The following is a 24,179-nucleotide window of genomic DNA, read 5'->3' on the forward strand; positions in this document are numbered from 1 at the left end:
CGTGGCGAAAATCGTTGTAGTAACTTCAGGCAAAGGCGGCGTAGGCAAAACCACCACCAGCGCCAGCTTTGCTTCTGGCCTTGCTTTGCGTGGATTTAAAACTGCCGTCATCGACTTTGATGTGGGCTTACGTAATCTTGATTTGATCATGGGTTGCGAGCGCCGTGTGGTGTATGACTTTGTTAACGTCATTCAAGGCGAAGCCAATCTGCGCCAAGCGCTGATTAAAGACAAAAATTGCGACAATCTTTACGTTTTGCCAGCCTCGCAAACGCGCGACAAAGATGCGCTCTCTAAAGAAGGCGTAGAAAAAGTACTCAAAGAGCTCGAGCATGATGGTTTTGATTACATCATTTGCGACAGCCCGGCCGGCATCGAAACGGGTGCGTTTTTGGCCTTGTACTTTGCCGACGAAGCGATTGTGGTCACCAATCCAGAAGTCTCCTCCGTGCGCGACTCAGATCGCATCATCGGTATTTTGGATGCCAAATCAAAACGCGCCGAAGACGGCGGCTCAGTAAAAACGCATTTACTGATTACCCGCTACAGCCCAGCACGTGTAGAAAGCGGCGAAATGCTGTCGCTAGACGACGTGCAACATCTGCTGCGCATTCCATTGATCGGCATCGTGCCAGAATCGGAAGCGGTATTACAAGCTTCAAACTCGGGCACCCCCGCGATCCATAATGCCGGCACCGATGTATCAGAAGCGTATAAAGACGTTGTTGCACGCTTTCTTGGCGAGACCAAGCCAATGCGTTTTGTTGAAGTACCAAAGGCACCGTTCTGGAAACGGTTGTTTGGAGGTTAATTGATGTCTATTTTGAGTTATTTTTTTGGCGAAAAGAAAAAAACCGCCAACGTCGCACGTGAACGCCTACAAATCATTCTGGCGCACGAGCGCAGTAGCATCAACAGTACGCCAGATTATTTGCCGCAATTACAGCGCGAATTATTAGAAGTCATTTCTAAATACGTGGCCATCAATCCAGAAGACATTCAAATCCAACTGGAACGTAAAGATGATTTTGAAGTACTGGAATTGAACATCGTATTACCTGAGCACAAAGTAAAGTAATTCAGAACGCTAGAGCACATTGGATCAGAGCGCAGCGAGTAGTCCACCGCCAGCCCGTACCGTCCCCAATGTGCCCTTCTGACTACCCGATCAAACCCAGCTTACGCTGGGTTTTTTTATCGCTACCGCCCCCATGCGTATTGTTAACCAACAGCGCGGGTATGGACTGCAATCCGCAGCGGCGCGGGCAATGTTATACTTGCGTTAAATCAAACTCATCTCGCGTGGCGTTAGCGGCGCGAAGCAACTCAAGGCTTGTATGACAATTACCATTAAAACTGCCGAAGAAATTGAAAAAATGCGCGTTGCTGGCCGTCTTGGCAGCGAAGTGCTCGACTACATCACCCCATTTATTCAACCGGGCGTCACGACCGAAGAAATTGATCGTTTATGCTATGAATACATGGTCAATGTGCAGGGTACTATCCCCGCGCCATTAAATTACTGCCCACCTGGCTATATACCCTACCCGAAATCAATTTGTACTTCGGTCAATAATGTTATCTGCCACGGCATTCCAAACAGCAAGCCACTTAAAAATGGCGACGTGGTCAATCTAGACATTACCGTGATCAAAGACGGCTACCACGGCGACAATAGCCGTATGTATATGGTCGGTGACAATGTCGCCACCCACGCCAAGCGTTTGTCACAAATCACTTTTGACTGCATGTGGATTGGCATTGATCAAGTCAAACCCGGCGCTCGCTTAGGCGATATTGGCGCAGCAATTCAAAAATACGCCGAAAAAGCCGGTTATTCCGTGGTACGTGAATTTTGTGGCCACGGCATTGGTGCGGTATTTCATGAAGAGCCGCAAGTTTTGCACTATGGCAAAGCTGGCACCGGCGTCGAGCTAAAACCGGGGATGATTTTCACCATTGAGCCAATGATTAACGCCGGCAAACGTGAAATCAAACAAATGAGCGATGGCTGGACGATTGTGACTAAAGATCGCAGCTTATCCGCACAATGGGAACACACAGTGCTGGTCACCGAAACCGGTTACGAGGTATTGACCGTATCGGCTGGCACGCCGCCGCGCCCAGAGAAATACCTACTCGCTTAATTCTAAACGCCCTCAATTGAGGGCGTTTTTAAATCAAAAAACCATCCTGATTCATCACGCCTGCGCCCGCCTTTATTTAAAGGCAATACAGCGCGTGCGTGCCTTGCAATATCAGGCATTCACAGTATTGTCGTTTGGAGTTTATCGTCATGCGTTCGGTCAGTGCGATTCGTGAATCTTATGCCCTTGCTAAACTCGCGCTGCGCGAGCGTTTTTCTGAACCTACCAAAGCCGCACCACTACTGAATTCTCTCTCGAACCTCACCGACGCCACCTTGATCGAGCTATGGGATAGGCATGAATTTAATAGCGATGTATTGCTCTGTGCCGTCGGTGGTTACGGACGTGGCGAGCTATACCCTTATTCAGACATCGATTTATTGATTTTTACTGCCTGAGCAGCCCAGTGCGGGCCTACTGGAAAAACTCGAAGTCTTGGTTGGCGAGCTATGGGATATTGGCATCGAGGTCGGCCATTCGGTACGAACCACCACCGACTGCCTGTATGAAGCCGAGCAGGACATCACCGTGCAAACCGCCCTACTTGAAACCCGGCCGCTCACTGGCGATCGGCAGCGTTTTCATGATTTTATGGATACGGTGCATCGCCACATCGACCCGAAAGAATTTTTTGAAGCCAAATTGATCGAGCAACAAGCGCGCTACGGCCGCTTTCAAAACGCCACTTACAAACTTGAACCCAACATCAAAGAAGCCCCTGGCGGCCTGCGTGATTTACACCTAATTGGCTGGATTGCCGCCAGCCAACGCCTTGGCCGCGACTGGCATGCCTTGGCGGCGCTGAGCATGCTCACGCCTGAGGAAAACCGTAAACTGTGCGAAGCCGAGCGCGTGCTACGCACCTATCGCATTGCCCTACACTGGCGCGCCAAACGCCGTGAAGATCGGATTTTATTTGATTACCAGCATGCACTGGCCAAAGACTTTGGTTTTGATGACGTCTCCACCGCAGGCCGAATCACTCAGCGCGCCAGCGAAGCCTTTATGGCTGAATATTATTTGGCGGCGCGCATCATCACCCAATTGGTACCGGTATTGGTGCACGCTTTACGGCAAAGAATCTATTCCTACCTCAGCAATACCACGCCGATCAATGCGGATTTTTATATTCGCGATGGCTTGCTGGCGATTTACGACCCCGAATTATTTAACAAAAATCCATCGGCAATTTTGGCGCTGTTTTTGCATTTAGAACAACGCCGCGAAGCCAGCGATATTGCCCCAGAGACCTTACGCGCCCTGTGGCATGCACGTGATTTGATTAACGATGATTTTTTGCACAACCCGCACAATAAGCAACTATTTATCGCGCTATTTAGAGAGCCGCGCGGCTTAACGCGCGTACTGCGGCGCATGAATCAATACGCGCGTTTTGGGCCGCTACATCCCTGAATTTGGCGATATTGTTGGCCGCATGCAACATGATTTATTTCATGTGTATACCGTCGACGAACATATTTTGATGGTGCTACGTAATATGCGCCGCTTTGCCGTCCCGGCGTTCACCCATGAATACCCGCTATGCTCGCGTTTGATCGAAGAATTTGCCCACCCTGAAGTGCTGTATTTAGCTGCACTATTTCATGATATTGGCAAAGGCCGTGGCGGCGACCATTCGCAACTGGGCGAAACCATTACCCGCGAATGGTGCGAGCGCCACCCCTTGCCCGCTGCCGACACCGATTTGATTGTTTGGCTGGTGCGACACCACCTAACCATGTCGTCAGTCGCGCAAAAACAAGACGTGTACGATCCCGACGTCATCACCGAATTTGCCGCCTTAGTGGGCGACGAGCGCCACTTGAATGCCCTGTATTTGCTGACAGTGGCCGATATTCGCGGCACCAGCCCTAAAGTTTGGAACGCATGGAAAGCCAAATTACTTGAAGATTTATTTAAAGGCACGCAGCGCTTTTTAAACCAGCAAAGTGACCATTCATGGTTGAGCGAGCGGCAAGAAGAAGCATTGCGACTGTTGCGACTGTATGGTTTACGCAATGACGCGCACGATCCATTCTGGCGCTTACTCGACACGGTGTATTTCTTGCGCCACGACGCACGCGATATTGCTTGGCATACGCGCATGTTGTTTGCCCGCACGCATAGCGATGAGATCCAAGTGCGCGCCAAACTCTCCGAGTCCGGCGAAGGCTTGCAAGTCTTGGTCTACGGCCCCGATCAAGCCGATTTATTTGTGCATATTTGCAGCTTTTTTGAACGCGCTGGCTATTCGATTTTTGACGCGCAAATCCACACCACGCACCACGGCTATGCGCTCGATACGTTCTACGTATTCATTCCCGATAGTCAGCATATTTCCTATCGCGATTTAATTAATTACGTTGAATTTGAGCTCAGCGAAGTGCTCAATCAACGCAAACCGGCGCCGGCCAAACTGAGCGGGCGTATTTCACGCCAGCAAAAACACTTCCCAGTGAAAACGCACGTGCAAATTCGGCCCGATGAAAAAGGCAAATACTCGATTTTATCGGTGGTGGCTGGCGATCGACCGGGCCTGCTCTCGACCATTGCGCGCATTTTGGCGGCCAATCGCATCGAGATTCAGTCAGCCAAAATCATGACCTTGGGCGAGCGCGCCGAAGATAATTTTTTAATCTCCGGCCGCGTGCTTAGCGACGCTAAATTTGTACTGCAGCTAGAAAATGACCTACTCCAAACACTGAGCGAAAAATAAGGGTATTGCCACGCAATCAACATCAAATATTGATTAAGTGGCAATACCCTAAAGCTTAATAGTCTGTTGCTACGCCAGATCGCTCATCAGCAAGCTAGCGATTTACGCCGCATGGCAATTAACGTGACGAGGTCTTTTTAATGACTCGACCCAGTGGATTGGGTTGATTGCGTTTTTTTGCTAACTCAATTTGCTTTTGCCGTTCGAGCGCGCCGCTGCGGGTTTTTTCGCTGAGATTGTCAAAGCAATGTGGGCAGCTTACGCCAGCCACATAATGCGGCGATAGGCGCTGCTCTTTCGATACCGGCTGGCGGCAAGCGTGGCACAACTCAAAATCACCTTCGCTCAAATCGTGGCGCACCGTTACGCGGTTGTCGAACACAAAGCAGTCACCCTTCCATAGCGTCTTTTCTTGCGGCACTTCTTCGAGGTATTTCAAAATCCCACCTTTTAAGTGGTAGACCTCTGCAAATCCTTCACCCAGCATATAGCTCGATGCTTTCTCGCAGCGAATGCCGCCAGTGCAAAACATCGCCACTTTTTTGTGTACCGCAGGGTCGAAATGTTCTTTTACGTAATCGGGAAATTCGCGGAATGTTTCGGTTTTCGGGTCAATTGCCCGCTCGAACGTGCCAATCGCCACTTCGTAATCATTACGGGTATCAATCACCAGCACTTCGGGATCGGAAATAATCGCATTCCAATCTTTGGGCTCAACATAGGTGCCGACGGCTTTATTTGGATCAACACCGGGCACACCCAAGGTAACGATTTCTTTTTTTAGTTTTACTTTGGTACGCAAAAATGGCTGCTCAGCGCAATACGATTCTTTGTGATCCACAGCCGCCAAGCGCGGATCTGAGCGCAGCCACGCCAGCAAGCCATCAATCCCCGCGCGCGTTCCCGCCACCGTGCCGTTAATCCCTTCATCGGCCAGCAGTAAGGTGCCATGCACGTCTAAATCGAGCATCGTTTGCAACAGTGGCTCGCGCAATTGAACGTAGTCGCTGAGCGTGACAAATTGATACAGCGCCGCAACAACAATCGCGCCTTCGTTTTGATTCGACATGATTTCTCCAAGTGGTCACCCGCGTAAAGGGCGGACCGGATTTTTTATTCTGGGTGCGGATTTTACCTGAGCTGGGGCAGGATAAGCAGCGGAGAAATAAACATATTTATGGGAGAGTTAAAGCAGTCGCGTAACAACATTGCAGTGAGCTCCGCACATACAAACAAAAACTTTCTTTAAAATTATTTAATTTGTAAATAAATACCATTTTCTGCCGATAGCCTGTTTATCATCGACCTCGACCCTCGCCATGACCACGATCTCTAATGCAACGATTGCCCTTCAGCAAAACGACCTTTGGGCAGAGGTCAAACGCGAGCCCAGCAGCATCGAGTCGCCGCCATCCTTAGTAAGGACTCCGTCAACGACGGTGACACTGACAGACAAAAATTTAATCGACACGGATTTTTACTCCCAACTAGAGCAGCGTATCGCCAATAACGCGCAGCAGAAATGGGAACTCCCCCTGAGCGATTACGCTAGCAATCTAATGGCGAGAAACTTTAACGGCCACAGCAACGCCAACCGCTTTTTAGGCTTAAGTGGCGCAATGCTCGAGCGCTTTAAATCCCCACCGGCCGACTTTAAACAATCCGTAACCGAAATCGGCCCACAAGCGAACAAAGCGGCGTCTGAGCTTGAAAAAGGGACCATCAGCTTAAACATCAAGACGCGCTCAGGCGTCAGCATTGAACTTAAACTATCCAACCAAGGCGATCAATTAGCGGCAGAAGTCAAAACAAATGGCGAATTAACCGCCGCAGAGCAAACAGCAATAAGCCAACTGGCAAAAGGGTTTGAAACAACCATTCAAAACCTATTGGCAGAGCCACCTCGCGCTGAGATTGACGCACTCATGAAATTTGACGTCACTCAATTGGCGACCTTAGATTTAACCACCAATTTCGCTAATAAAAACGGCGAAACAATGGCGTTTAAATTGCATACCGATGAACGTCAACGAGAAATTCAGCTACAAACCCCACAAGGGAAGATGAGCGTCAATGTCAATTTTCAACAAGCGGCGGCGCTAGGTAATGCGCAGCAGCGAGAAAAAGCCATCAGTCAATATCTCACACAATTTGATCATGCTGGTGAGCGCGGCAAACCAAACGCCGAAATGTTATCGCTATTTAAAACCGTTTTTTCTGGGCTACACAAAAAATTACCCCACCGATGCCATTGCGCCATTGAATGCACCGACTCAAGCCAAGGCGCTAAATGACGACTTAGAGCAAGCGGTTTTGACCGGCCTCGGTGATTTCCAAGCCGATTTAACGATGAAGCCAACCTCGCCGAACCCAAGAAAACCATTAGAAATGGATCACTTTAGCTTTCAGCTAAAGCAAAAAAACCAGCATCCTTGGCAAGACATCCATCACTCAGCAACAAGACGCACAATTGAGTGCTAGCCGCCACGAAGCACTCAACACCAGCACTCAACCACGGCTAGATACAACAAAAGAATCACAAAATTATGTGTATAAAACCATTCAAGACCACGCCAGTAGTACTGTTGATGTTCAATTTGATAACCATCAGCAATTAAAATCGGCAAAATTAGAAAAATCCGCACAGCAATCAACGCATACCCTGCGTTATGAAAATGGATAAACTGACAAAAGAAACACGCGTACCAGAACAAGCACATTTCATTCAAGATTTACTCACCACAATGAATTCACTGCAAAAGCGTTCAAACGACAGTGAAACCGACCTGCTCTTGAGAAAACAAAAATTAGGCGAGCTCAATGAAATGATTTTTCTAAATGCCGATCCATTCCGCTTGGCAAAAACCAAGCCAATTCAAGCATTCCAACGTCAAAATTGAAACTAAATCCCACAAAATCACACCCTATTCATTTCTACCACGTACGGCGCAATGCTGTAGGGTGCTGATGAGCGTAGCGAATCGCGCCATTGCGATATTTATTTACGGCTAATTCGGCGCAATTCGTTGCGCTCATTGTCACCCTACGGCAGATTTAACTCTGCGTAATCGGAGACTGCATCCATGCGTACGATTACGCTTCGCCAATCGCACCTACGACGTTTTGGCATAGGGTATTTTCATCAAAATATTAAAATCCAAAGCCCACAAAGCAATACCCCGTAGGGTGTGCAAATGCCGCCGGCGTTTGCGCACAGAGTCGTGATGCGAGCCATCACAACGCACCTATCCGCGTGCGCAAATGCGCACCCTACAAAAAAGCCGCTTTTCAGCGGCTTTTTTAACAATCAAAATCCCCACAATTAAAAAACAAGCGGGCAATCAATGCATTGGCGTATTTGGCATCGAGCGGAATGGCGGCTTTGGCGCCGCTACCGAGAGCGGATTCCACCAAAGCGCCGTTTTTACCACGGATTTGCTCGAGTTTAACGATGACATTACCGCTTGGATGAATGATTTCCAGCGAATCGCCAACTGAGAATTGTTTTTTCACTTCAATCTCTGCCCAGCCGTCTTGGATATTGAGCACTTCGCCAACGTATTGGCTGCGGTGTGCTTTGGAATGGCCATCAAGGTAGTTTTGCGCTTCGTGCGTGGTGTGGCGCTGGTAAAAGCCGTCGGTATAGCCGCGATTAGCCAAACCATCCAAATCAGCGAGCAAGGCGGGGTTAAATGGTCGACCAGCCACCGCGTCGTCAATGGCTTGACGATACACTTGGGCGGTGCGCGCCACGTAATATAGCGACTTGGTACGGCCTTCGATTTTAAGTGAATCGATACCCATTTTCACCAGACGCTCGATATGCTGCACCGCGCGCAAGTCTTTACTGTTCATGATGTACGTGCCGTGTTCGTCTTCGACAATTGGCATTAACTCGCCCGGACGATTGGCTTCTTCGATCAAATAGGTTTTGTCGGCCAATGGATGGCGCTCTTGGCCGCCACAGGCGGAGAACACTTGATTGGCGTCATTCATCGCTTTATTAAAGTCAAATTGAATGATTTGCTCTTTGGGCTGAACATCACCGGCGTCATCTGGATTGGTGTCGTGCGTTTTGTAGTCCCAACGGCAGGCATTGGTACACGTGCCTTGATTTGGGTCGCGGTGATTGAAATACCCCGACAATAGGCAACGGCCGGAATATGCAATACACAGCGCGCCGTGTACGAACACTTCCAGTTCCATATCTGGGCACAGTTGGCGAATTTCTTCGATTTCATCCAAGGACAATTCACGCGACAAAATCACGCGCTCTAGGCCCATTGATTTCCAAAATTTCACGCCAGCGTAATTCACCGTATTGGCCTGTACCGACAAATGAATCACTTGTTCTGGCCATTTTTCACGCACCATCATAATCAAGCCCGGATCAGCCATGATCAGCGCATCTGGCTTCATCGCAATCACCGGCTCCATATCCGCCAAATAGGTTTTCACTTTGGCGTTGTGCGGCAAGATATTGCTGGCGACAAAGAATTTTTTGCCACGGGCGTGGGCTTCTTCAATCCCTTGACCAATTTGCTCCAATTTAAAATCATTATTACGCGCGCGCAGGCTGTAGCGCGGTTGACCGGCGTAAACCGCGTCGGCGCCAAAGTCATAAGCGGCACTCATTTTTTCGAGCGTACCGGCGGGCAATAAGAGTTCAGGTGCTTTTAAGGTCATGGTGGGTGCGTGTGTTCAAACTAAGAAAGGCGGGCATTATACCGCAAATACGCTGCACAAAAAACAAGCAATATTAAATAAATGAACGAAATCAGTAGCTTGCCGATATTACCCACAGCTAACTCACACGCTATGCTTTTTTTACGGGGATAAACTGGCAAATTGCGGGAGAAGTGCTAATTACAACAAAATTTGCCGAATTCAAGCTGTGATTTGAATTTTTTTGCCTATTTTTTAATCGACAAACAAAATCAGTAACAAAACAGTCACTTAGGCAAGCTATCCACAGCCTGTACACATGACTATCCATCTAGCCTGTGAATGAGTACCACACACTGATTAAAATTTAATCAGTGTGTATTTTCCCTATAGTTTCAAGTGCCTAGCCAACTTACTCACAGCCAGCTCACAGACTTAGCCAAGCGGTATGGGGAAAACCATGATGGCCACCGTGGATAACAAAAACCGAGCATTTAGCTCGGTTTAGTCAAGGCGATATTGCGGCGCAGCGGCGGTTTTAGGCAAAGCCCAGACCCGACAACGGCACATGCTGCTGCTCGGCCTGTTCAGCAAGTGCTGCTTTTAAAACTTGTTTGGCGCAGCGCGCACATTTGCCGCAGCACGTAGCGACCTCGGTCACCTGTCGCAACTGGGCAAAGGTACGAACCCCTTGCTGCGCGACAGCGCGATTAATCGCTTTATCACTCACATTGTTGCAAACACAAACAATCATAATGAGAACCTTATCAATAACTATTCTCATTATCATAAAAAACTTTATAACTGCCAAGTACTTTTTTCAGTCGCAGGCCATTTCACAGCACAAGTCATCCCCTCGCCAGCATTTTCCACAATAAAAAAGCCGCCCATAGGGGCGGCAGTTTATGCAAACAACAACATTACATACTTACAGCGCAGTCAATCGCTGCTCAATACTGGCAACAATACCGGCACCATCCAAACCACAATCCGCCAGAATTTGTTTTTGCTCGCCATGCTCTACATAGCTATCGGGCAAGCCCAATTGCAATACGGCACGAGAAACACCTTGCGCGGCCAAGCACTCCAACACCGCACTCCCCGCGCCGCCCATAATGGCGTTGTCTTCCACCGTTACCAGCAGATCATGCGAAGCGGCCAGCGCCAGAACCAACTCGGTATCGAGCGGTTTAACAAAGCGCATATTGGCCACCGTTGCATCCAATGCTTCAGCGGCAGCCAGCGCGGGCTCCAGCACAGCGCCAAACGCCAAAATTGCCACGCGTCGCGTTGTTGTTGCCGTGCCTTGCCGCGAGCGGCGAATTTCGCCCTTGCCCCAAGGCAATGCGTGCATCTCAGACTCAACCGTCACCCCTAAACCACTACCGCGCGGATAACGCACGGCGGCTGGGCCAGCATATTGATACGCGGTATAGAGCATTTGCCGACATTCGTTTTCATCGCCGGGCGCTAAAATCGCCAGATTTGGAATGCAGCGCATAAATGACAAATCAAAACTACCGGCATGCGTTGGACCATCGGCCCCGACCAAACCGGCGCGATCAATCGCAAAAGTAACGTCTAAATTTTGCAATGCCACATCATGAATCAATTGATCATAAGCGCGCTGCAAAAAGGTCGAATAAATCGCTACCACCGGCTTTAAGCCCTCACAGGCTAAACCCGCGGCAAAAGTCACCGCGTGCTGTTCGGCAATGCCCACATCAAAATAGCGATTTGGATATTCAGCATGAAAGCGCACCATGCCCGAGCCTTCACGCATTGCCGGTGTAATCCCCACCAATTGCTCGTCTTGCGCGGCCATATCGCACAGCCAGTCGCCAAACACTTGGGTAAATGTGGGTTTACTCACCTTGCTGCTACAAACGCCATCGTGCTGATTAAACGGTGCTACAGCGTGATATTTCACCGGATCGGCCACCGCCAACTTGTAACCATTGCCTTTTTTGGTCACCACATGCAAAAACTGCGGGCCTTTAAGCTGCTTGATATTGGATAAGGTGGCAACCAGCGTTTCCATATCATGGCCATCAATTGGGCCAATATAGTTAAAGCCAATTTCCTCAAATAAAGTGCCGGGCGTTAAAAAGCCCTTGACGCTTTCTTCGCCTTTTTTGGCAAATTCTTTCAGCGGCGGCACCGCATCCAGCACTTTGCCAGACGCATTGCGAATGCCGTTATAAAACTTACCCGACAATAATTTGGCTAAATAATTATTAAACGCGCCGACATTGGGTGAAATCGACATTTCGTTGTCGTTTAAAATCACCAATAAATCGACGTCGTCGCGATGACCCGCATTAAACAAGGCCTCAATCGCCTGCCCAGCCGTCATCGAGCCGTCGCCAATCACTGCAATCGCTTTGCGTTTTTCGCCTTTAATCAACGCGGCTTCCGCCATGCCCAACGCCGCACCAATCGAGGTTGAAGAATGCCCAACGCCAAACGTGTCGTATTCGCTTTCTTCGCGCTTGGGAAAGCCTGCCAAACCGCCTTTTTGCCGCATCGTCAGCATGCGGTTTTTGCGCCCAGTCAGGATTTTATGCGGATAGCTTTGATGACCAACGTCCCACACCAAACGATCGTGCGGGGTGTCAAACACATAATGCAGCGCAACGGTTAACTCCACCGCGCCTAAAATTAGAGGCAAAATGTCCACCGGTATGACTCACCGAATCCAGCAAATAACTACGTAATTGCTGAGCGAGCGCAGGCAATTCTTTGCGATCAAGTTGGCGTAAATCAGCGGGTATTTCTATGGTATCAAGCAAAGGATAATTCATGTGTACCTTGCTTTGCCGGGGTATCCCCCTGCAAGCCCTGTTAGTATTTTCTATCAACAATATACCCAGCAAGGGCACTTAATATATTGGCTCTTTCCCCAAAGGGCGCTAATGACGCCAAGGCCGAGGCTTTCAGTTCGGCCGCTTTTTCTTTGGCGCCTTTTAGCCCCAGCAAAGCCACATAGGTGGGTTTATTATTGCGGCATCTTTACCTGCTGTTTTACCCAAGGTGGCCGAATCCGCCTCACAATCCAAAATATCGTCAACCACTTGAAACGCCAGACCAATGCATTTGGCGTAATGATCGAGCGCCTCGCGCTGCTCACTGGTGAGTGGCGTACCGCAGTAAGAACCCAACAATACCGCAGCACGAATCAAGGCGCCGGTTTTCAAAATATGCATCATTTCCAGTTGCGGCAAAGTCAGCGTTTGCCCAACGCTATATAAATCAATACCTTGCCCGCCACACATACCCAAACTACCCGATGCGCTCGCTAAGATACGAATCATTTGTAATTGATCTGCCGTATTGTCGGCCAAGCGATGATTGGCCAGCACTTCAAACGCCGCCGCTTGCAAAGCATCGCCCGCCAAGAGCGCAGTCGCCTCACCGTAAGCCACATGCACTGTTGGCTTACCTCGACGCAACACGTCGTTATCCATAGCCGGCATATCGTCATGCACTAAGGAATAAGCATGAATAAATTCCAAGGCGCAGCCGGCATACTGCAAGCGCTCAACCGGCGCATCAACCAGCGAACCGGCGGCAAACACCAATAAAGGCCGCACTCGCTTGCCGCCATCAAGCACGCTGTAACGCATCGCGTCGTGCAAGCGTTCGGGCAAATGATTGCTCGATGGCAATACCCGCGATAGCGCGCGCTCCCATTTGCGCCTGAACGTCTTCCATCCAGAGTTTAAAATCAGTCGCTACCGTTTTGCTCATTATTCTGTCCCCATCTTTGGCATCGGTTTGAGCTCTCCACCTTCTAAGAGGCGAACTTGCTGCTCTGCCGCGCTTAATTTGCTTTCGCAAAAGCGCAATAATTCAGTACCACGGCTAAATGCCAACAAACTGGCATCGAGTGCTTGTCCACCCGCTTCCATTTGGGCAATGAGAGCCTCTAACTCGGCCAAGCCTTGTTCAAAGTTATCGGGTAAATTCGCCGATTTCGCTGCTGCTTTTGCCATCAGTTTGAGCCCAAAATAAAAAGTATTTCACACAAAAACACACGAATAAGCGCAGTCAGCCGCCCCATTCGCGCAAGGGGCTTATTGTACCCTTGCCATCGAGCTGAAAACAGTCATTAAAGCCGCAAAACCGTCGTCAGCACCGCTCAACAAGCCAAGACTGTTAGAATAGAGACACTTTAAACCGTGTTTTTGCGTAAAAAATGACCACCATTGCTTACTTTATTCTGGCCCACGCCCATCCCGAACAAATTTCACGCTTGGTTCAGCAACTTAATACCCCGCATTCACGGTTTTATATTCACATCGACGCCAATACACCTGATGCAATATTCACCGCACTCCAAAGCCAACTCTCGGCGCTAGAGAATATTCACTTTATTGAACGCCAAGCCTGCCGCTGGGGCGGGTTTTCATTGGTCGATGCCAGCCTAAGGCTGATGGCAGCCGCTAACAAAGACGGTTTTGACTGGGGGGTATTACTCTCTGGGCAAGATTACCCAATTCATAGCAATCAATACATCGAAGAAACCTTAGCACGTAGCCCCTACCTTGGCTTGATTGACATCAAGCCTGCACCAGAGTTCGACATTGCTTATCGCTATCGCGCATGGCACTTTGAAACCCTCAACGGCACGCGCACAAATAAAGCACTGCAAAAAATACAGCGCTTAAGCCGAAAAATCGGCATTGAACGTGCTTTGCCCGCGCCGATTTCGCAAGTGTATGCCGGCTCTCAATGGTGGACACTCAGCCATACCGCCTGCCAAACCGTACTCGACTTTGTGGCAAAGCAGCCGCAGGTGGTGGATTTTTTCCGCCATACCCTCATCCCTGATGAGATGTTTTTTCCAAACCATTTTAATGAATAGCCCACTGGCCGAGCAGCTATCTAGCGATGCGCGGCGTTATTTAGAATGGGATGAAGGCGCATGGTCGCCCCGCCTACTCAAGCCTGAAAACATCAGCCAACTTCGGGGCAGCAAGGCTTTATTCGCCCGAAAATTTGCCGCAGATTCTGCCAGCAGCCAAGCACTGCTTGCGCTGCATCGCCAATAAAACACGCTAATACTCGGTGCGTTCACTAAGATAAAGACTCTAGTACAGCACAAAGTACGTCATGTCGATCACCACCCTCGATTTAAATCGGCCTCACAACTACAACGCTGAGCACAACTGGATTCACCAAGCCATCAGTGAACAAACCGCACTCTGCGCCGAACTGATTGACCGCGCCAAAGCCAACACGCTAGCGCCTTGGCTACAACAGCCCGAGCGCTTTGCCGACACCCAAGCGGTGTTACTGATTGCCAGTGGCTCGAGCTTTCATGCGGCACAAGTTGCTCGCTTTTGGATTGAAAGCCTTGCACATCTTCCTACTCAAGTTGAATTAGCCAGCGAGTTTTGCTATCAACATTTACTCTCTCGCCCTCACACACTGGTGATTATCCTTGCCGAATCAGGCGAAGCCGCCGACACTTTAGCCGCGCTCAAATACGCACAACAACTGGACTACCCGCTGACGATCGCCATCGGCCATCATGCCGACAGCACGCTGATGCAGCAGGCTCAATGGCAATTAGTGCTGGATGTTGGCGAGCAACACAGCCGCATTGCCACCAAAACATTTTGCGCCCAACTGCTGGGCTTATTTTTAATTACGCTAACACTGTCCCAATCACAAAACCAAGCCATACCCGGCGATATCGACGCCGAGCTTGCCGCCCTGCCTTACGCAATCGCACAAGTTTTAAACCTCGCGCCACAACTCAAACAATGGGCGCAATGCCTGCAGCAATCATCCGCGATTTTCATCACCGCACGACAAAATTACACGCCTATTGCCAGCGAAGGCGCACTCAAATTCAAAGCCATGGCGCATCGCTTGGCCGAGGCTTGCTCTTGTGGCGAACTCAAGCATGGCATTGCCAGCCTTGCCACGCAAAAAATCGCTCTAATTGCCTGCTTGCCGTGGGATAGTGTGGCCGAAAAGAATTTGGCTGACTTACGTCAGTTTTCACCACCATCACTGCGCTATTTTTGTTTTAAGCGACACCCCACTCACCAAAATTAACGGTCTCAACTCGATTGTAATGCCAGACAAACTCAATCACCTTAACCCGCTGCTGTACGCCATCGCTCTACAACTCCTCGCCTACTACACCAGCACCACAAGTGATTCATTTGAGCAAAGCATAAAAAAAGCCACATCAAAAGATGTGGCTTGATCGGCAGAGTTCGACTAATTATTTTGAAGCATTAATCAAATACAAAGCAGCAGCATTAAATTCAGCATCTGAACCGCTATAACCGCCCTTCGGTGGCATTGCATTCAAACCCTTAGTTGCAATTGCGATTGCATTATCAACGCCGTCTTTCAAACGTGGTGCCCAAGCGGCTTTATCGCCAAATTTAGGCGCACCAGCCACACCAGTGTCGTGGCAAGCCATACAAACGCTAGCGTAAATTTCTTTGCCTTTTACGTTTGGATCAATCGTTGCCGCAGCACCAGCAGCCACTTTAGGCTCTTCAAACTTCGCACCCGCTGCATTACCCATAAAGGCCACGGCACGCGCCACTTCTTCATCCGTTAACGCTGGATCACCACCCTTCGCAGGCATCGCGTTAAACCCAACCACGGCATGCTTCACCAAAGTCGCAAAACCTTGACCGATTCGCGTAGACCAAGCTGCTGCATCACCAAATTTAGGTGCGCCAGCCAAGCCAGCGCCATGACAGGAAATACATACGGCCTCATAAACAGCCTTGCCTGAGCGAGAACCAATCGGCGTACTATCGACAATTTTGACAACGCCGACAGGTTGTAAGCGTGCGGCGACGGCCTCATTAGTCATCGTTGAGCTTGCCATATTCATCGACATACCCGAAGTAAATAGTTTGATTACCAAGTAAACAAACAGAGGTACGCCAATTAAAGCCGCCAGAATCATTCCGACAACGCTTTTAGACGCAGATGCGTTGGAACCGCTCATGCTGTCATCCCTTTCTTGAAATTGTTAAATTAATTGGCTGTATCGCCTTTATGGCTGACAATTATACCGACAACATCGAAACAACAAAATACTATTCACCAACTGACTAGACGCGAACGCAAATAGCCGTTATCATCGCTCCCCTAATCAAAGCGCCCGTAGCTCAGTTGGATAGAGTATCAGTTTCCGAAACTGAGGGTCACAGGTTCGATTCCTGTCGGGCGCACCAATAAAATCAACGACTTAGCACAAAATCTCAATTCAAGAAAACACAACAAAGCCGATTTATAGTGCCAGCTATAGTACCAGTTTTCAAAAATCACCTCCACATTGCACACCACCTAAAATAAACACTTCCTAAGTACCAATATTGCTACAGTGTGGAGTCGGCACGCTTGCTAAACAACCACAAAACAACAAATACACGCCTCAAACAGCAACCTTGTTCAAATCGCCACAACCACATTCCAGCGTAAAAACAAGAAGCCAACCCAGAAAAACACAACAGAACAAGCTGGCAGTAAATCAGAGACCCCGTATCTACTCAACCTCAGATTTTGCTGTGATATCTTTGCCTGCGCGGTCACGTCTGCGCTGCTGGCCTAAATAACTTGCCAATAAATTTGGTACCCACGCGATGGGCCATCTCGCTATCAGCCCCCATGGTCGGACTTATTCCACCAAAGCTGATCAGACTGAGCCGTTTGGCTGCACACTGTTCATATGTTCATACAATCTACTTACGCAATCATCGGCTTTTATAAAAAAGAGCCACCAAGGGCTGGCGACCATTTCCGAAGCATGACGTCACTCATGCAGGCTCAAGAGAGTCATTTGCCCCTTGGCATTTATCCGCAAGGGCTGCTCGCCCCCCTTCTACCCACTACCACCATCAACAAACACTAGGTATTCAAGCGGAATCGCCCGCAAATTTTTGCGAATAAAAGTGACGTTATTCTCCAACACTGCCATGGTATTGCTCCAAAAGTAAGGTTTTCAAACACTTTGGCCAGCATACCCTCCAAATTTTAATCGAAAAAATCCCCCGCCCAGCAATGACGCACCGATAAAGACAGCCAATGATCCCGTGCAAAATTAATGACCATATACTTTCTATTAATAAAATTTATTCAATAAAATCAACAAGATAAATAAAATAAATAACCAATTAATTAGTTATTTTATTTATAGTAAAAATTAAACATAAGTAAAACCCAAAAGACCAACAATAAAATAAAAATCCATGTTCAACGCCGAGCCCTTGAATTTAAATTTAATTAAATATAAATTATGTTTGTGATTATTTACAAACACAGGGATGAAACCAGCATGAGTAGAATTATTAGATTCGCAGAAGCCGCCAAGATATTTGGGGTATCACACTCGACGCTTTACCGACTGAGGAAAGCTGATAATTTCCCACCATTAATAAAGGTGACGCCAAATGGGCGTGCATCAGGATTTTTCGAGGACCAGCTCGAGGAATACCTATTAAAAATAAAAATTGAAACAAACAATCATCAAGAATAATCTAAAAACCATTCAAATGGAGAATAAAAAAATGGACAAGAAAATCACATTCCGTTTGCAAAAAAAAAATGCACGCCAGCTTAGTCACGTTGGCAAAAAATAGAAAAGTACCAATCTCTAGTTTGATGCGAGAAATAGTCAGCGAATCAGAAAACATCATCCAGCATCTGCAAGATCAGACCAATGTTTTCAAAAATGAAATAAAAAAATTACAAGGCACAATAGAAGAAAAAAACCAAGAGATTCAACAGCTGAAATCGAGGTGAAAAGTGAATATAAAAATAATTCACGTCCCTACATTACTCTTAAATAATCCAAGAGATCTTATTCAGTACTTAGCGAAGAATACTGATCTCAGTCTATCTCAAGACATTTGCGACTTAAGAATTCTAAACGGGTTAACCAGCAACATACCATACGAGATCGGTGAGTTTTGTCGAGAAATTAAAAGGGCCAGAAATAACTCAAAACCGCTACTTCACCTTGTAATTAGCTTTAGCTCTAGCGAATATGCGAGCAGATTTGAAATTGAAATAGTAATTAATAAAATTCTGACAGGACTTGGAATTAACAAAAATCGTGTTATTTATTGCCCACATTTCGATACTGAAAACCTACACTTACACATTGCAATATCTCGCGTAAACCCTGAATCTGGAAATATGGTAAAAATTAATAACGGATTTACCAAAAAAGGATTTAGACGCGTTATAGATCAGATTTCAGCTGAATTTGGTTGGACGAGCGAAACTAAAAGCAGAACTGCATTCGATGGAATAAAAAATTCAATACGATAAAAAATCAGTACAAATTATAAAAAGCCCAAAAAAATTAAACGAAATTTTAAAACTAGCTTATATAAATTCAGAATACTGGAAAGACTTTCATTTAGAATTACTTAAAAGTGGACCTAGAATTTTACCGTGCGATAAAAATGGGTTGCTTTATTATTTTAATAGCGTATTTTTCTTCGAGAAAGAATTACCAAAAACCTTTAAATCTTTACAATTTAATTAAAAAATTTGGCCCATACGAGGAACTAAATTATGAATTCGAAACCAGAAAATTCCAGTTACACGCTTCACATTTTGGGATCAGAAAAGACATCAGTTTGTCATCACGACTGCAAGAATGCCCACATTTTTTCGACCGAAGATCTGCGTCCAATCGTATTTTGCCTAATTCTACAAAGCGTCATCGACTTCAAAATTCCCCTATGCGATGGGAACACGAAAATCAATCTGCTCAATCAGAAACAATCCGACGCGATAGAAAAATAGCTGAACAAATTTACAAAAATCTAAAAAATAACAAAGATATTTCACTCCTGTATCGGCTTGGCAGCAACCCAGATCTACTTAAACTTGATCCTGAAAATTTAACTAGCGGCAGAATAGAAAATTTCTTAAGAAAATCTAGGCTCGTCAATAGATCGATTGAATTTCACCTACAATTTGGTAACTCGAAGTGGCTTTATTTTCGACTAAACGACGAAGCATTCACAGAGTTAGGGAAGCTGCCTTTACTGCTAATTAGTGGACGTATCAATGATGAAATATTTGCGGCAATAAATATCGCACCGATTTTAGATCAGTTTCTAGCGAACTCAACGCTTGCAGCAATAGCACTATCGGAATTGATCCATGAAGTAATTAACATTGACCGATTTGCTCGTCAAGAAGTTGGATTATTAATATACACGAAGGATCAAAAACAATTACCCATAAAAAAACATGTCGACAAAGGAATTAGCGCTGAATTTTTACAAAAAATATCTCGTAAAATTGAAGACAACATCAATAACAATAAAGGGTTAGATCGTTACGAAATAAAAATATTTTTACTCAATGCTAGAAGACATTTTATAAGCCACCAGGTGCATTTTACCAGGGAGCTTTATTTGTTTTTTTATATTGGCGTAAAAAAGTTTGGCGATCAATTGTGTAGAAAATCTTTAACGAACGCATTTGCTGATATTGCCGAAAATCATGGCTATTCCTATGATGAAGTACAGAATATGGTTTTAAATTTTGATTGTTGTCTTAAAAACCAGCCAAAAAAAAATAGTATTGGGAATACAAAAACAAAGTATGTAGATAAACCCGATTTAGCCGAAAAGTACGCCGCCTCAATGTTATCTTGCGATATCGCATGCTTAATGGAGCCTGATCATTACTGGACGCCACATCTATTGCCCGCTCGACCGCCGAAAGACTTGCACCTAATGCCGACGGAATTGGCAATTTCGTTATCAAGCCCCTAGGGCCTACTTTGCAATGGTCTCACGAAGTGAGGTTCGCACCGATTCAAGGCAAGATTGATTACAAAAAACCACCTTACGCATTAAATATAAATAATTAACCCAAATGCTGTGATAAATACACATTTAAATATTGTGAATAAAATCACACGTTGTTCATAAATTATTTGTTTAGCAAAAGGTACTATCATATGCTGACAGAATATCAATAACGACAATAGGGAGTGGACTTAAGATGACTCAATTTGTTTACGGAAAAGACACTATTGATTTCTATTCATTTTCTGGCGAAGTTTTGTCCCCTAGTACAGACATTACAGGTACCACTTTTTGGATTAGGACAGATGAGCCCGAGGAAATACAAGTTTCGTTACCAGGTTCTGTACGATTACGCGAAGGGCACCAAATAACACTGATTAGAGCGCGCATCACTAAGCATTCGAGGTGGGGCTATACGGGGCGTAAGTGCAATCCACCCAAGCTAACAAAAATAAATAAAGTGTGTGCTTGCTTTAGCTTATTTAAAGTAAAGCACTAGACATTCGGGCTTTATTGGAAGGTCGAAGATTCATTCTAAATTTTATTAAGTGGAACAATCGTATCTGCAATCTTTTTTGCAGCCCATATTTCTTCTCGCCCAACGATGACCAAAAGCATTTGTTCCGAATCAACAAGGTGCCGTCGCCAGCTACTTAAATCTTTCGCCGAAGGAGAAGGTTGGTCCTCCGGATGAGTATGCCACTCACCCAAATACTGAAGCGTTCCCGAAGATTGAGCGAATGCCTTATCAACAGCAATTTGGTGATGAGGTCCTTGCCTGTCGACTGAGAATCGACTCCGAATATCCCCTTCACCAGGTTCTGAAATATCCTGAATAACTAAATGTGGCCCTCGTCGTTCACCGATAAGCACTCCAGCTGCTTCTTTGCTATTCCAATATAGCTGGCGATGCGCTAGCAATCGAATTACAACGCTGGGCATGATCACCAGCAAACACTCGTTGCTATCTTTAAAAGTTAGCTCAGAATCAACCATGGCAGATCTCGCATTTAGGCTGACGTGATAAGTGGCGTGATGCCCTTGATCGGCTACCGTCAAACATGTGTTCGCTATAGGTCCAAGGTCTTCCTGATTCTAAAGTAGCAAGTACGGCTTCTTGCATCATACTGGCAGTAATCACGCTAACCGCAGCATCATAAGGCGTATACGTACTACCACAACTGATGTGTCGTTCTGATTTGTGATCAATGCCTTTAAAACGCAAATCAACGCCTTCTCGATTATAGAAAGAAGGATCTGCCTGCAAGCACCCATAGCAACAACTGCCATCATCAACAATCACCTTCGATGATCGTAAGCGCTCAGCCGCTCCACCACTTTGAAGCTTATTTTTCTGTTAGCGCTCGTAGCGGTAGTAATTCGTCGACGCGGCTGTTTGGCCAAGTGGGGAGTTTTTCTAGGGTGTCGGTGAGCCAGGCCATCGGGTCTAGGTCGTTGAGTTTGGCGGTGCCCAGCAGCGTTTGAATCGCGGCAGCGCGTTGGCCGGCACGTTCACTGCCCGCAAATAACCAGTTCTTTTTGCCAATCGCAATCGGCCGAATACTGTTTTCGACCGGATTGTTATCGATTGGCGCGATGCCGCTTTGGGCGTAGCGTTCAAGCGCGGCCCAACGCCGTTGGCTGTAAATGATCGCTTTAGCCAAGGCGCTATTGGGCGCAACTTTGCCGCCGGTTTCATCCAGCCAAATCTTGAATTCGAGCAGTTTAGGTTGCGCTACTTGCTGACGTAGCGCCAAGCGTTGCTCGGGGTTTAGGTCTTTGGCTTGCGCTTCCAGTGCATACAATTCGCCAATCCGGCGTAACGCCTCAAACGCCACGGGGCTGCCGTTGGCTTGATGCAATTCGAAGAATTTGCGCCGTGCGTGCGCCCAACAACCAAGCTCAATCACGCCGGTTTTGAACAGCGCTTTGTAGCCGCCGTAATCGTCGACCATCAGTTGACCTTGCCAATCGGCGAGGAAATCGCGGACGTGTTGACCCGAGCGACCGCCTTGGTAGTCGAACAAAATAATCGGCGCACTGCCACTCAAGGGCGTATTGCGATACGCCCATAAATACGCGGTTTTGGTTTTGCCTTTGCCCGGATCAAGCTGTTTGACTGGGGTTTCATCGGCATGCAGCACCGTTTCGCCTTTCAATCGTTCACGCAATCGATCCGCCAGCGGCTGCAACCACCAACCAACGGTGCCAACCCAACTGGCCAGCGTGCTTTCTGCTAACGGCACTTCGCTGCGTTCGGCAATTTGCCGTAACCGATATAGCGGCAAATGATCGACGTATTTGCTGACCATCACCCAGGCCAAAGTGGCCGCAGTGGGTAAACCACCGTGAATGATCGCCGCTGGAATCGGCGCAGCGGTCATCGTTTGGCAGCTGCGGCAGGCGTATTGCGGGCGAATGTGGCGCAACACGCTAAACACCGCCGGTTGCACATGCAGTTGCTCGCTGATGTCTTCGCCGACTTTAACTAAACCCTGACCGCATTGGCCGCAGCTGCACGACTCAGGTTCATGAACCATATCAGTACGCGGCAAATGTGCCGGTAAGGCTTGGCGACCTGCGCGAATGCGCGGCTTTTTATCACTGACTTCGGGATTGGTTTGGGCTTGCTCGGCGGCGAGTTTGGCTTCCAGCGCGGCCATATCGGCATCGAGCGCTTCTTCAAACAAATCCCGCTGCTCGCTACTCATCACCTCGGTTTTAGCGCCATAACGCATTCGGCGCAGATAGGCCAATTCCATCGTTAGGGATTCGATGCTGGTGGCTTGGGATTTCACCAATTCAGACTGCGCCAAAATCGCCGCGCGGACTGCGGCGGGCAGGTTTGAATTGGCGAGTTCTTGAGCGAGATCCATGTGTTAATTTTACAGGGTATTGCCATAAGAATTATATATTACATGCTGTATAGGGCAATACTGCGAGAACTATTTTATCCATCCTCATCGTGAATTAGTAGGCGTATTCTGGTAGCGGTGGCGGCGCGAGTCGTTGCCAATCGACCCCACTCACCAACCATTGCCACTGCGCCGCATCCAGCGTAAAGATCACATCGCCCGCTTGCGGCCAAACAAACCGACCTTGATGCAAACGCCGCTGTGCCAACCACACACCGGTGCGATCCCACAGCAACACCTTCAAGCGATTACTGCGCTGATTGCGAAACGCATACGCCGCACCTTCGACGGGTGAACGCTGCAAACTGGCGTGAATCTTGGCCGACAAACCCTCGATACCGAGGCGCATATCGACCGGTTCGACGATCAATTGCAGCGAAGTGAATGGCGGCATCATGCCAAACCGCGCAATAACGCCGCGACCCAAGCCGGATCGGTCGCCGCAGGCAAAGTCAGGGTTACGCCGGAGGGGAAATTCAACTGCAACTGCACCGCAACGGGTGCGGGCCATTGTGCGGGCACGATGCTTGAAGCCGATGGTTTCGGGGCGATCTGCGGTTCGGTGATTGCAGCTGAAGATGCGTCGGCAGATTCGAGGCGGCTACGGCGCAGCCAACTGGAAAAAGTAGTGCGTTTAAGCTGGTGCACTCGGACAAACTCGGCTTGAGTTAAACCACTAGTCTGCCAACGTTGAACCCATTGCAAAGCATCAATCCACCGTACCATGCTGCGCTCCCAAAAATCAAAAGCGCAGCATGCCTGAATTAAAACGACAATTGAGGTGGAACGGCTGAGCCCTTACTTTCTTCGCCTACAGCATGCAACTTACTTTTTCGTCAGCTACGACGCACGGTGACAATGAGCGGTCAGGTGACGGTAGTAGGTCAGAAGCGGTCTATCAAGAATGCGTCGCATAGCT

General features: G+C 47.8%; 25 protein-coding genes, 1 tRNA gene and 2 pseudogenes. 17 read left to right on the forward strand and 11 right to left on the reverse strand.

What is annotated here, in order from left to right; translation table 11 throughout:
* Position 1: 1 nt before the first annotated feature.
* The 6 genes from minD to GKO28_RS18920 all read left to right on the forward strand — a co-directional run bounded on the left by minD (position 2) and on the right by GKO28_RS18920 (position 4,863).
* Positions 2 to 811, forward strand: a complete 810-nt coding sequence (minD, locus tag GKO28_RS00840; protein WP_173533837.1) for a septum site-determining protein MinD — start codon at positions 2 to 4, stop codon at positions 809 to 811.
* 3 nt (positions 812 to 814) lie between these two features.
* Positions 815 to 1,078 carry a cell division topological specificity factor MinE gene (gene minE / locus GKO28_RS00845; RefSeq protein WP_182075046.1) on the forward strand — a complete coding sequence of 88 codons (264 nt, stop codon included), beginning with the start codon at positions 815 to 817 and terminating at the stop codon, positions 1,076 to 1,078.
* A gap of 259 nt (positions 1,079 to 1,337) precedes the next feature.
* Entirely contained in the window at positions 1,338 to 2,147 is an 810-nt protein-coding gene (map, locus tag GKO28_RS00850) for a type I methionyl aminopeptidase (RefSeq protein WP_182075047.1), read from the forward strand.
* Positions 2,148 to 2,296: 149 nt separating this feature from the next.
* Positions 2,297 to 2,545, forward strand: a complete 249-nt coding sequence (locus tag GKO28_RS18910) for a nucleotidyltransferase domain-containing protein (protein WP_247646242.1) — start codon at positions 2,297 to 2,299, stop codon at positions 2,543 to 2,545.
* A 37-nt stretch (positions 2,546 to 2,582) separates the two neighbouring features.
* The gene (locus tag GKO28_RS18915; RefSeq protein ID WP_247646244.1) at positions 2,583 to 3,560 is read left to right on the forward strand and encodes a hypothetical protein; all 978 of its coding nucleotides are present in this window, start codon (positions 2,583 to 2,585) and stop codon (positions 3,558 to 3,560) included.
* The gene (locus GKO28_RS18920) at positions 3,541 to 4,863 is read left to right on the forward strand and encodes an HD domain-containing protein (protein WP_247646246.1); all 1,323 of its coding nucleotides are present in this window, start codon (positions 3,541 to 3,543) and stop codon (positions 4,861 to 4,863) included. The genes GKO28_RS18915 and GKO28_RS18920 overlap by 20 nt, the downstream gene beginning before the upstream one ends.
* 118 nt (positions 4,864 to 4,981) lie before the next feature.
* On the opposite strand, the gene GKO28_RS00860 is transcribed toward GKO28_RS18920, so the two are convergent.
* Positions 4,982 to 5,932, reverse strand: coding sequence for a rhodanese-related sulfurtransferase (locus GKO28_RS00860; RefSeq protein WP_182075048.1), 951 nt, complete (start codon positions 5,930 to 5,932; stop codon positions 4,982 to 4,984).
* Between the two features lie 250 nt (positions 5,933 to 6,182).
* On the opposite strand from GKO28_RS00860, the gene GKO28_RS00865 reads away from it, so the two are divergent.
* The 3 genes from GKO28_RS00865 to GKO28_RS00875 all read left to right on the forward strand — a co-directional run bounded on the left by GKO28_RS00865 (position 6,183) and on the right by GKO28_RS00875 (position 7,763).
* Complete coding sequence (locus tag GKO28_RS00865) at positions 6,183 to 7,157, forward strand: hypothetical protein (RefSeq protein WP_182075049.1); 975 nt, start codon at positions 6,183 to 6,185, stop codon at positions 7,155 to 7,157.
* Positions 7,158 to 7,333: 176 nt separating this feature from the next.
* Complete coding sequence (locus GKO28_RS00870; protein ID WP_182075051.1) at positions 7,334 to 7,546, forward strand: hypothetical protein; 213 nt, start codon at positions 7,334 to 7,336, stop codon at positions 7,544 to 7,546.
* The gene (locus GKO28_RS00875; RefSeq protein ID WP_182075052.1) at positions 7,533 to 7,763 is read left to right on the forward strand and encodes a hypothetical protein; all 231 of its coding nucleotides are present in this window, start codon (positions 7,533 to 7,535) and stop codon (positions 7,761 to 7,763) included. The genes GKO28_RS00870 and GKO28_RS00875 overlap by 14 nt, the downstream gene beginning before the upstream one ends.
* 400 nt (positions 7,764 to 8,163) lie before the next feature.
* Here GKO28_RS00875 and yegQ read toward each other — a convergent pair whose 3' ends face one another.
* The 5 genes and pseudogenes from yegQ to xseB all read right to left on the reverse strand — a co-directional run bounded on the left by yegQ (position 8,164) and on the right by xseB (position 13,523).
* On the reverse strand, positions 8,164 to 9,549 hold the full coding sequence (yegQ, locus tag GKO28_RS00880; protein ID WP_182075053.1) for a tRNA 5-hydroxyuridine modification protein YegQ: 1,386 nt from the start codon (positions 9,547 to 9,549) through the stop codon (positions 8,164 to 8,166).
* Positions 9,550 to 10,066: 517 nt separating this feature from the next.
* A complete protein-coding gene (locus GKO28_RS00885) occupies positions 10,067 to 10,282 on the reverse strand; it encodes a (2Fe-2S)-binding protein (RefSeq protein ID WP_173533830.1) in 216 nt (71 codons plus the stop codon).
* 174 nt (positions 10,283 to 10,456) lie between these two features.
* Positions 10,457 to 12,332 (reverse strand): annotated as a pseudogene (dxs, locus tag GKO28_RS00890) (1-deoxy-D-xylulose-5-phosphate synthase).
* Positions 12,333 to 12,372: 40 nt separating this feature from the next.
* Positions 12,373 to 13,278, reverse strand: a pseudogene (locus tag GKO28_RS00895) (polyprenyl synthetase family protein).
* Positions 13,278 to 13,523, reverse strand: coding sequence for an exodeoxyribonuclease VII small subunit (gene xseB / locus GKO28_RS00900; protein ID WP_173533827.1), 246 nt, complete (start codon positions 13,521 to 13,523; stop codon positions 13,278 to 13,280). Before xseB ends, GKO28_RS00895 begins: the two are co-directional and overlap by 1 nt.
* A 203-nt stretch (positions 13,524 to 13,726) precedes the next feature.
* On the opposite strand from xseB, the gene GKO28_RS00905 reads away from it, so the two are divergent.
* The 3 genes from GKO28_RS00905 (at position 13,727) to GKO28_RS00915 (ending at position 15,597) form a co-directional block, all read left to right on the forward strand.
* On the forward strand, positions 13,727 to 14,395 hold the full coding sequence (locus GKO28_RS00905) for a beta-1,6-N-acetylglucosaminyltransferase (protein ID WP_182075054.1): 669 nt from the start codon (positions 13,727 to 13,729) through the stop codon (positions 14,393 to 14,395).
* On the forward strand, positions 14,388 to 14,582 hold the full coding sequence (locus GKO28_RS00910; RefSeq protein ID WP_182075055.1) for a hypothetical protein: 195 nt from the start codon (positions 14,388 to 14,390) through the stop codon (positions 14,580 to 14,582). Before GKO28_RS00905 ends, GKO28_RS00910 begins: the two co-directional genes overlap by 8 nt.
* 61 nt (positions 14,583 to 14,643) lie before the next feature.
* Positions 14,644 to 15,597 (forward strand): SIS domain-containing protein, encoded by a 954-nt coding sequence (locus GKO28_RS00915; RefSeq protein ID WP_182075056.1) that lies wholly within the window; start codon positions 14,644 to 14,646, stop codon positions 15,595 to 15,597.
* 172 nt (positions 15,598 to 15,769) lie between these two features.
* Here GKO28_RS00915 and GKO28_RS00920 read toward each other — a convergent pair whose 3' ends face one another.
* Positions 15,770 to 16,516: a cytochrome c5 family protein gene (locus GKO28_RS00920; protein WP_182075057.1), complete on the reverse strand. Its 747-nt coding sequence runs from the start codon at positions 16,514 to 16,516 to the stop codon at positions 15,770 to 15,772.
* Positions 16,517 to 16,668: 152 nt separating this feature from the next.
* Here GKO28_RS00920 and GKO28_RS00925 point away from each other — a divergent pair.
* From GKO28_RS00925 to GKO28_RS00945, 5 genes are all read left to right on the forward strand, one after another.
* A tRNA-Arg gene (locus GKO28_RS00925) sits at positions 16,669 to 16,745 on the forward strand.
* Between the two features lie 1,100 nt (positions 16,746 to 17,845).
* Positions 17,846 to 18,046: a helix-turn-helix domain-containing protein gene (locus tag GKO28_RS22560; protein WP_203563810.1), complete on the forward strand. Its 201-nt coding sequence runs from the start codon at positions 17,846 to 17,848 to the stop codon at positions 18,044 to 18,046.
* Positions 18,047 to 18,114: 68 nt separating this feature from the next.
* The gene (locus tag GKO28_RS00935) at positions 18,115 to 18,312 is read left to right on the forward strand and encodes a hypothetical protein (RefSeq protein WP_182075059.1); all 198 of its coding nucleotides are present in this window, start codon (positions 18,115 to 18,117) and stop codon (positions 18,310 to 18,312) included.
* Positions 18,313 to 18,315: 3 nt separating this feature from the next.
* The gene (locus tag GKO28_RS22100) at positions 18,316 to 18,843 is read left to right on the forward strand and encodes a relaxase/mobilization nuclease domain-containing protein (protein ID WP_182075060.1); all 528 of its coding nucleotides are present in this window, start codon (positions 18,316 to 18,318) and stop codon (positions 18,841 to 18,843) included.
* 107 nt (positions 18,844 to 18,950) lie between these two features.
* Positions 18,951 to 20,309 carry a hypothetical protein gene (locus GKO28_RS00945; RefSeq protein ID WP_182075061.1) on the forward strand — a complete coding sequence of 453 codons (1,359 nt, stop codon included), beginning with the start codon at positions 18,951 to 18,953 and terminating at the stop codon, positions 20,307 to 20,309.
* Between the two features lie 570 nt (positions 20,310 to 20,879).
* Here the strand turns inward: GKO28_RS00945 and GKO28_RS00950 are convergent.
* The 4 genes from GKO28_RS00950 to GKO28_RS00965 all read right to left on the reverse strand — a co-directional run bounded on the left by GKO28_RS00950 (position 20,880) and on the right by GKO28_RS00965 (position 23,986).
* Positions 20,880 to 21,341, reverse strand: coding sequence for a Mov34/MPN/PAD-1 family protein (locus GKO28_RS00950; protein WP_182075062.1), 462 nt, complete (start codon positions 21,339 to 21,341; stop codon positions 20,880 to 20,882).
* A 350-nt stretch (positions 21,342 to 21,691) separates the two neighbouring features.
* Positions 21,692 to 23,221, reverse strand: coding sequence for an IS66 family transposase (locus tag GKO28_RS00955; protein WP_182075063.1), 1,530 nt, complete (start codon positions 23,219 to 23,221; stop codon positions 21,692 to 21,694).
* A gap of 94 nt (positions 23,222 to 23,315) precedes the next feature.
* Entirely contained in the window at positions 23,316 to 23,657 is a 342-nt protein-coding gene (gene tnpB / locus GKO28_RS00960; protein WP_182075064.1) for an IS66 family insertion sequence element accessory protein TnpB, read from the reverse strand.
* The gene (locus GKO28_RS00965; RefSeq protein ID WP_182075065.1) at positions 23,654 to 23,986 is read right to left on the reverse strand and encodes a hypothetical protein; all 333 of its coding nucleotides are present in this window, start codon (positions 23,984 to 23,986) and stop codon (positions 23,654 to 23,656) included. The genes tnpB and GKO28_RS00965 overlap by 4 nt, the downstream gene beginning before the upstream one ends.
* Positions 23,987 to 24,179 lie beyond the last annotated feature (193 nt).

The organism is Deefgea sp. CFH1-16 (assembly GCF_016881365.1).
Lineage (GTDB): Bacteria > Pseudomonadota > Gammaproteobacteria > Burkholderiales > Chitinibacteraceae > Deefgea.

Excerpts from the sequence above, each read along its gene's own strand:
- minE (WP_182075046.1), top strand. The coding sequence starts at position 815 with ATGTCTATTTTGAGTTATTTTTTTGGCGAAAAGAAAAAAACCGCCAAC.
- map (WP_182075047.1), top strand. The coding sequence starts at position 1,338 with ATGACAATTACCATTAAAACTGCCGAAGAAATTGAAAAAATGCGCGTT.
- GKO28_RS18910 (WP_247646242.1), top strand. The coding sequence starts at position 2,297 with ATGCGTTCGGTCAGTGCGATTCGTGAATCTTATGCCCTTGCTAAACTC.
- GKO28_RS00860 (WP_182075048.1), bottom strand. The coding sequence starts at position 5,932 with ATGTCGAATCAAAACGAAGGCGCGATTGTTGTTGCGGCGCTGTATCAA.
- GKO28_RS00865 (WP_182075049.1), top strand. The coding sequence starts at position 6,183 with ATGACCACGATCTCTAATGCAACGATTGCCCTTCAGCAAAACGACCTT.
- GKO28_RS00875 (WP_182075052.1), top strand. The coding sequence starts at position 7,533 with ATGAAAATGGATAAACTGACAAAAGAAACACGCGTACCAGAACAAGCA.
- yegQ (WP_182075053.1), bottom strand. The coding sequence starts at position 9,549 with ATGACCTTAAAAGCACCTGAACTCTTATTGCCCGCCGGTACGCTCGAA.
- GKO28_RS00885 (WP_173533830.1), bottom strand. The coding sequence starts at position 10,282 with ATGATTGTTTGTGTTTGCAACAATGTGAGTGATAAAGCGATTAATCGC.
- xseB (WP_173533827.1), bottom strand. The coding sequence starts at position 13,523 with ATGGCAAAAGCAGCAGCGAAATCGGCGAATTTACCCGATAACTTTGAA.
- GKO28_RS00905 (WP_182075054.1), top strand. The coding sequence starts at position 13,727 with ATGACCACCATTGCTTACTTTATTCTGGCCCACGCCCATCCCGAACAA.
- GKO28_RS00910 (WP_182075055.1), top strand. The coding sequence starts at position 14,388 with ATGAATAGCCCACTGGCCGAGCAGCTATCTAGCGATGCGCGGCGTTAT.
- GKO28_RS00915 (WP_182075056.1), top strand. The coding sequence starts at position 14,644 with ATGTCGATCACCACCCTCGATTTAAATCGGCCTCACAACTACAACGCT.
- GKO28_RS00920 (WP_182075057.1), bottom strand. The coding sequence starts at position 16,516 with ATGAGCGGTTCCAACGCATCTGCGTCTAAAAGCGTTGTCGGAATGATT.
- GKO28_RS22560 (WP_203563810.1), top strand. The coding sequence starts at position 17,846 with ATGAGTAGAATTATTAGATTCGCAGAAGCCGCCAAGATATTTGGGGTA.
- GKO28_RS00935 (WP_182075059.1), top strand. The coding sequence starts at position 18,115 with ATGCACGCCAGCTTAGTCACGTTGGCAAAAAATAGAAAAGTACCAATC.
- GKO28_RS00950 (WP_182075062.1), bottom strand. The coding sequence starts at position 21,341 with ATGGTTGATTCTGAGCTAACTTTTAAAGATAGCAACGAGTGTTTGCTG.
- GKO28_RS00955 (WP_182075063.1), bottom strand. The coding sequence starts at position 23,221 with ATGGATCTCGCTCAAGAACTCGCCAATTCAAACCTGCCCGCCGCAGTC.
- tnpB (WP_182075064.1), bottom strand. The coding sequence starts at position 23,657 with ATGATGCCGCCATTCACTTCGCTGCAATTGATCGTCGAACCGGTCGAT.
- GKO28_RS00965 (WP_182075065.1), bottom strand. The coding sequence starts at position 23,986 with ATGGTACGGTGGATTGATGCTTTGCAATGGGTTCAACGTTGGCAGACT.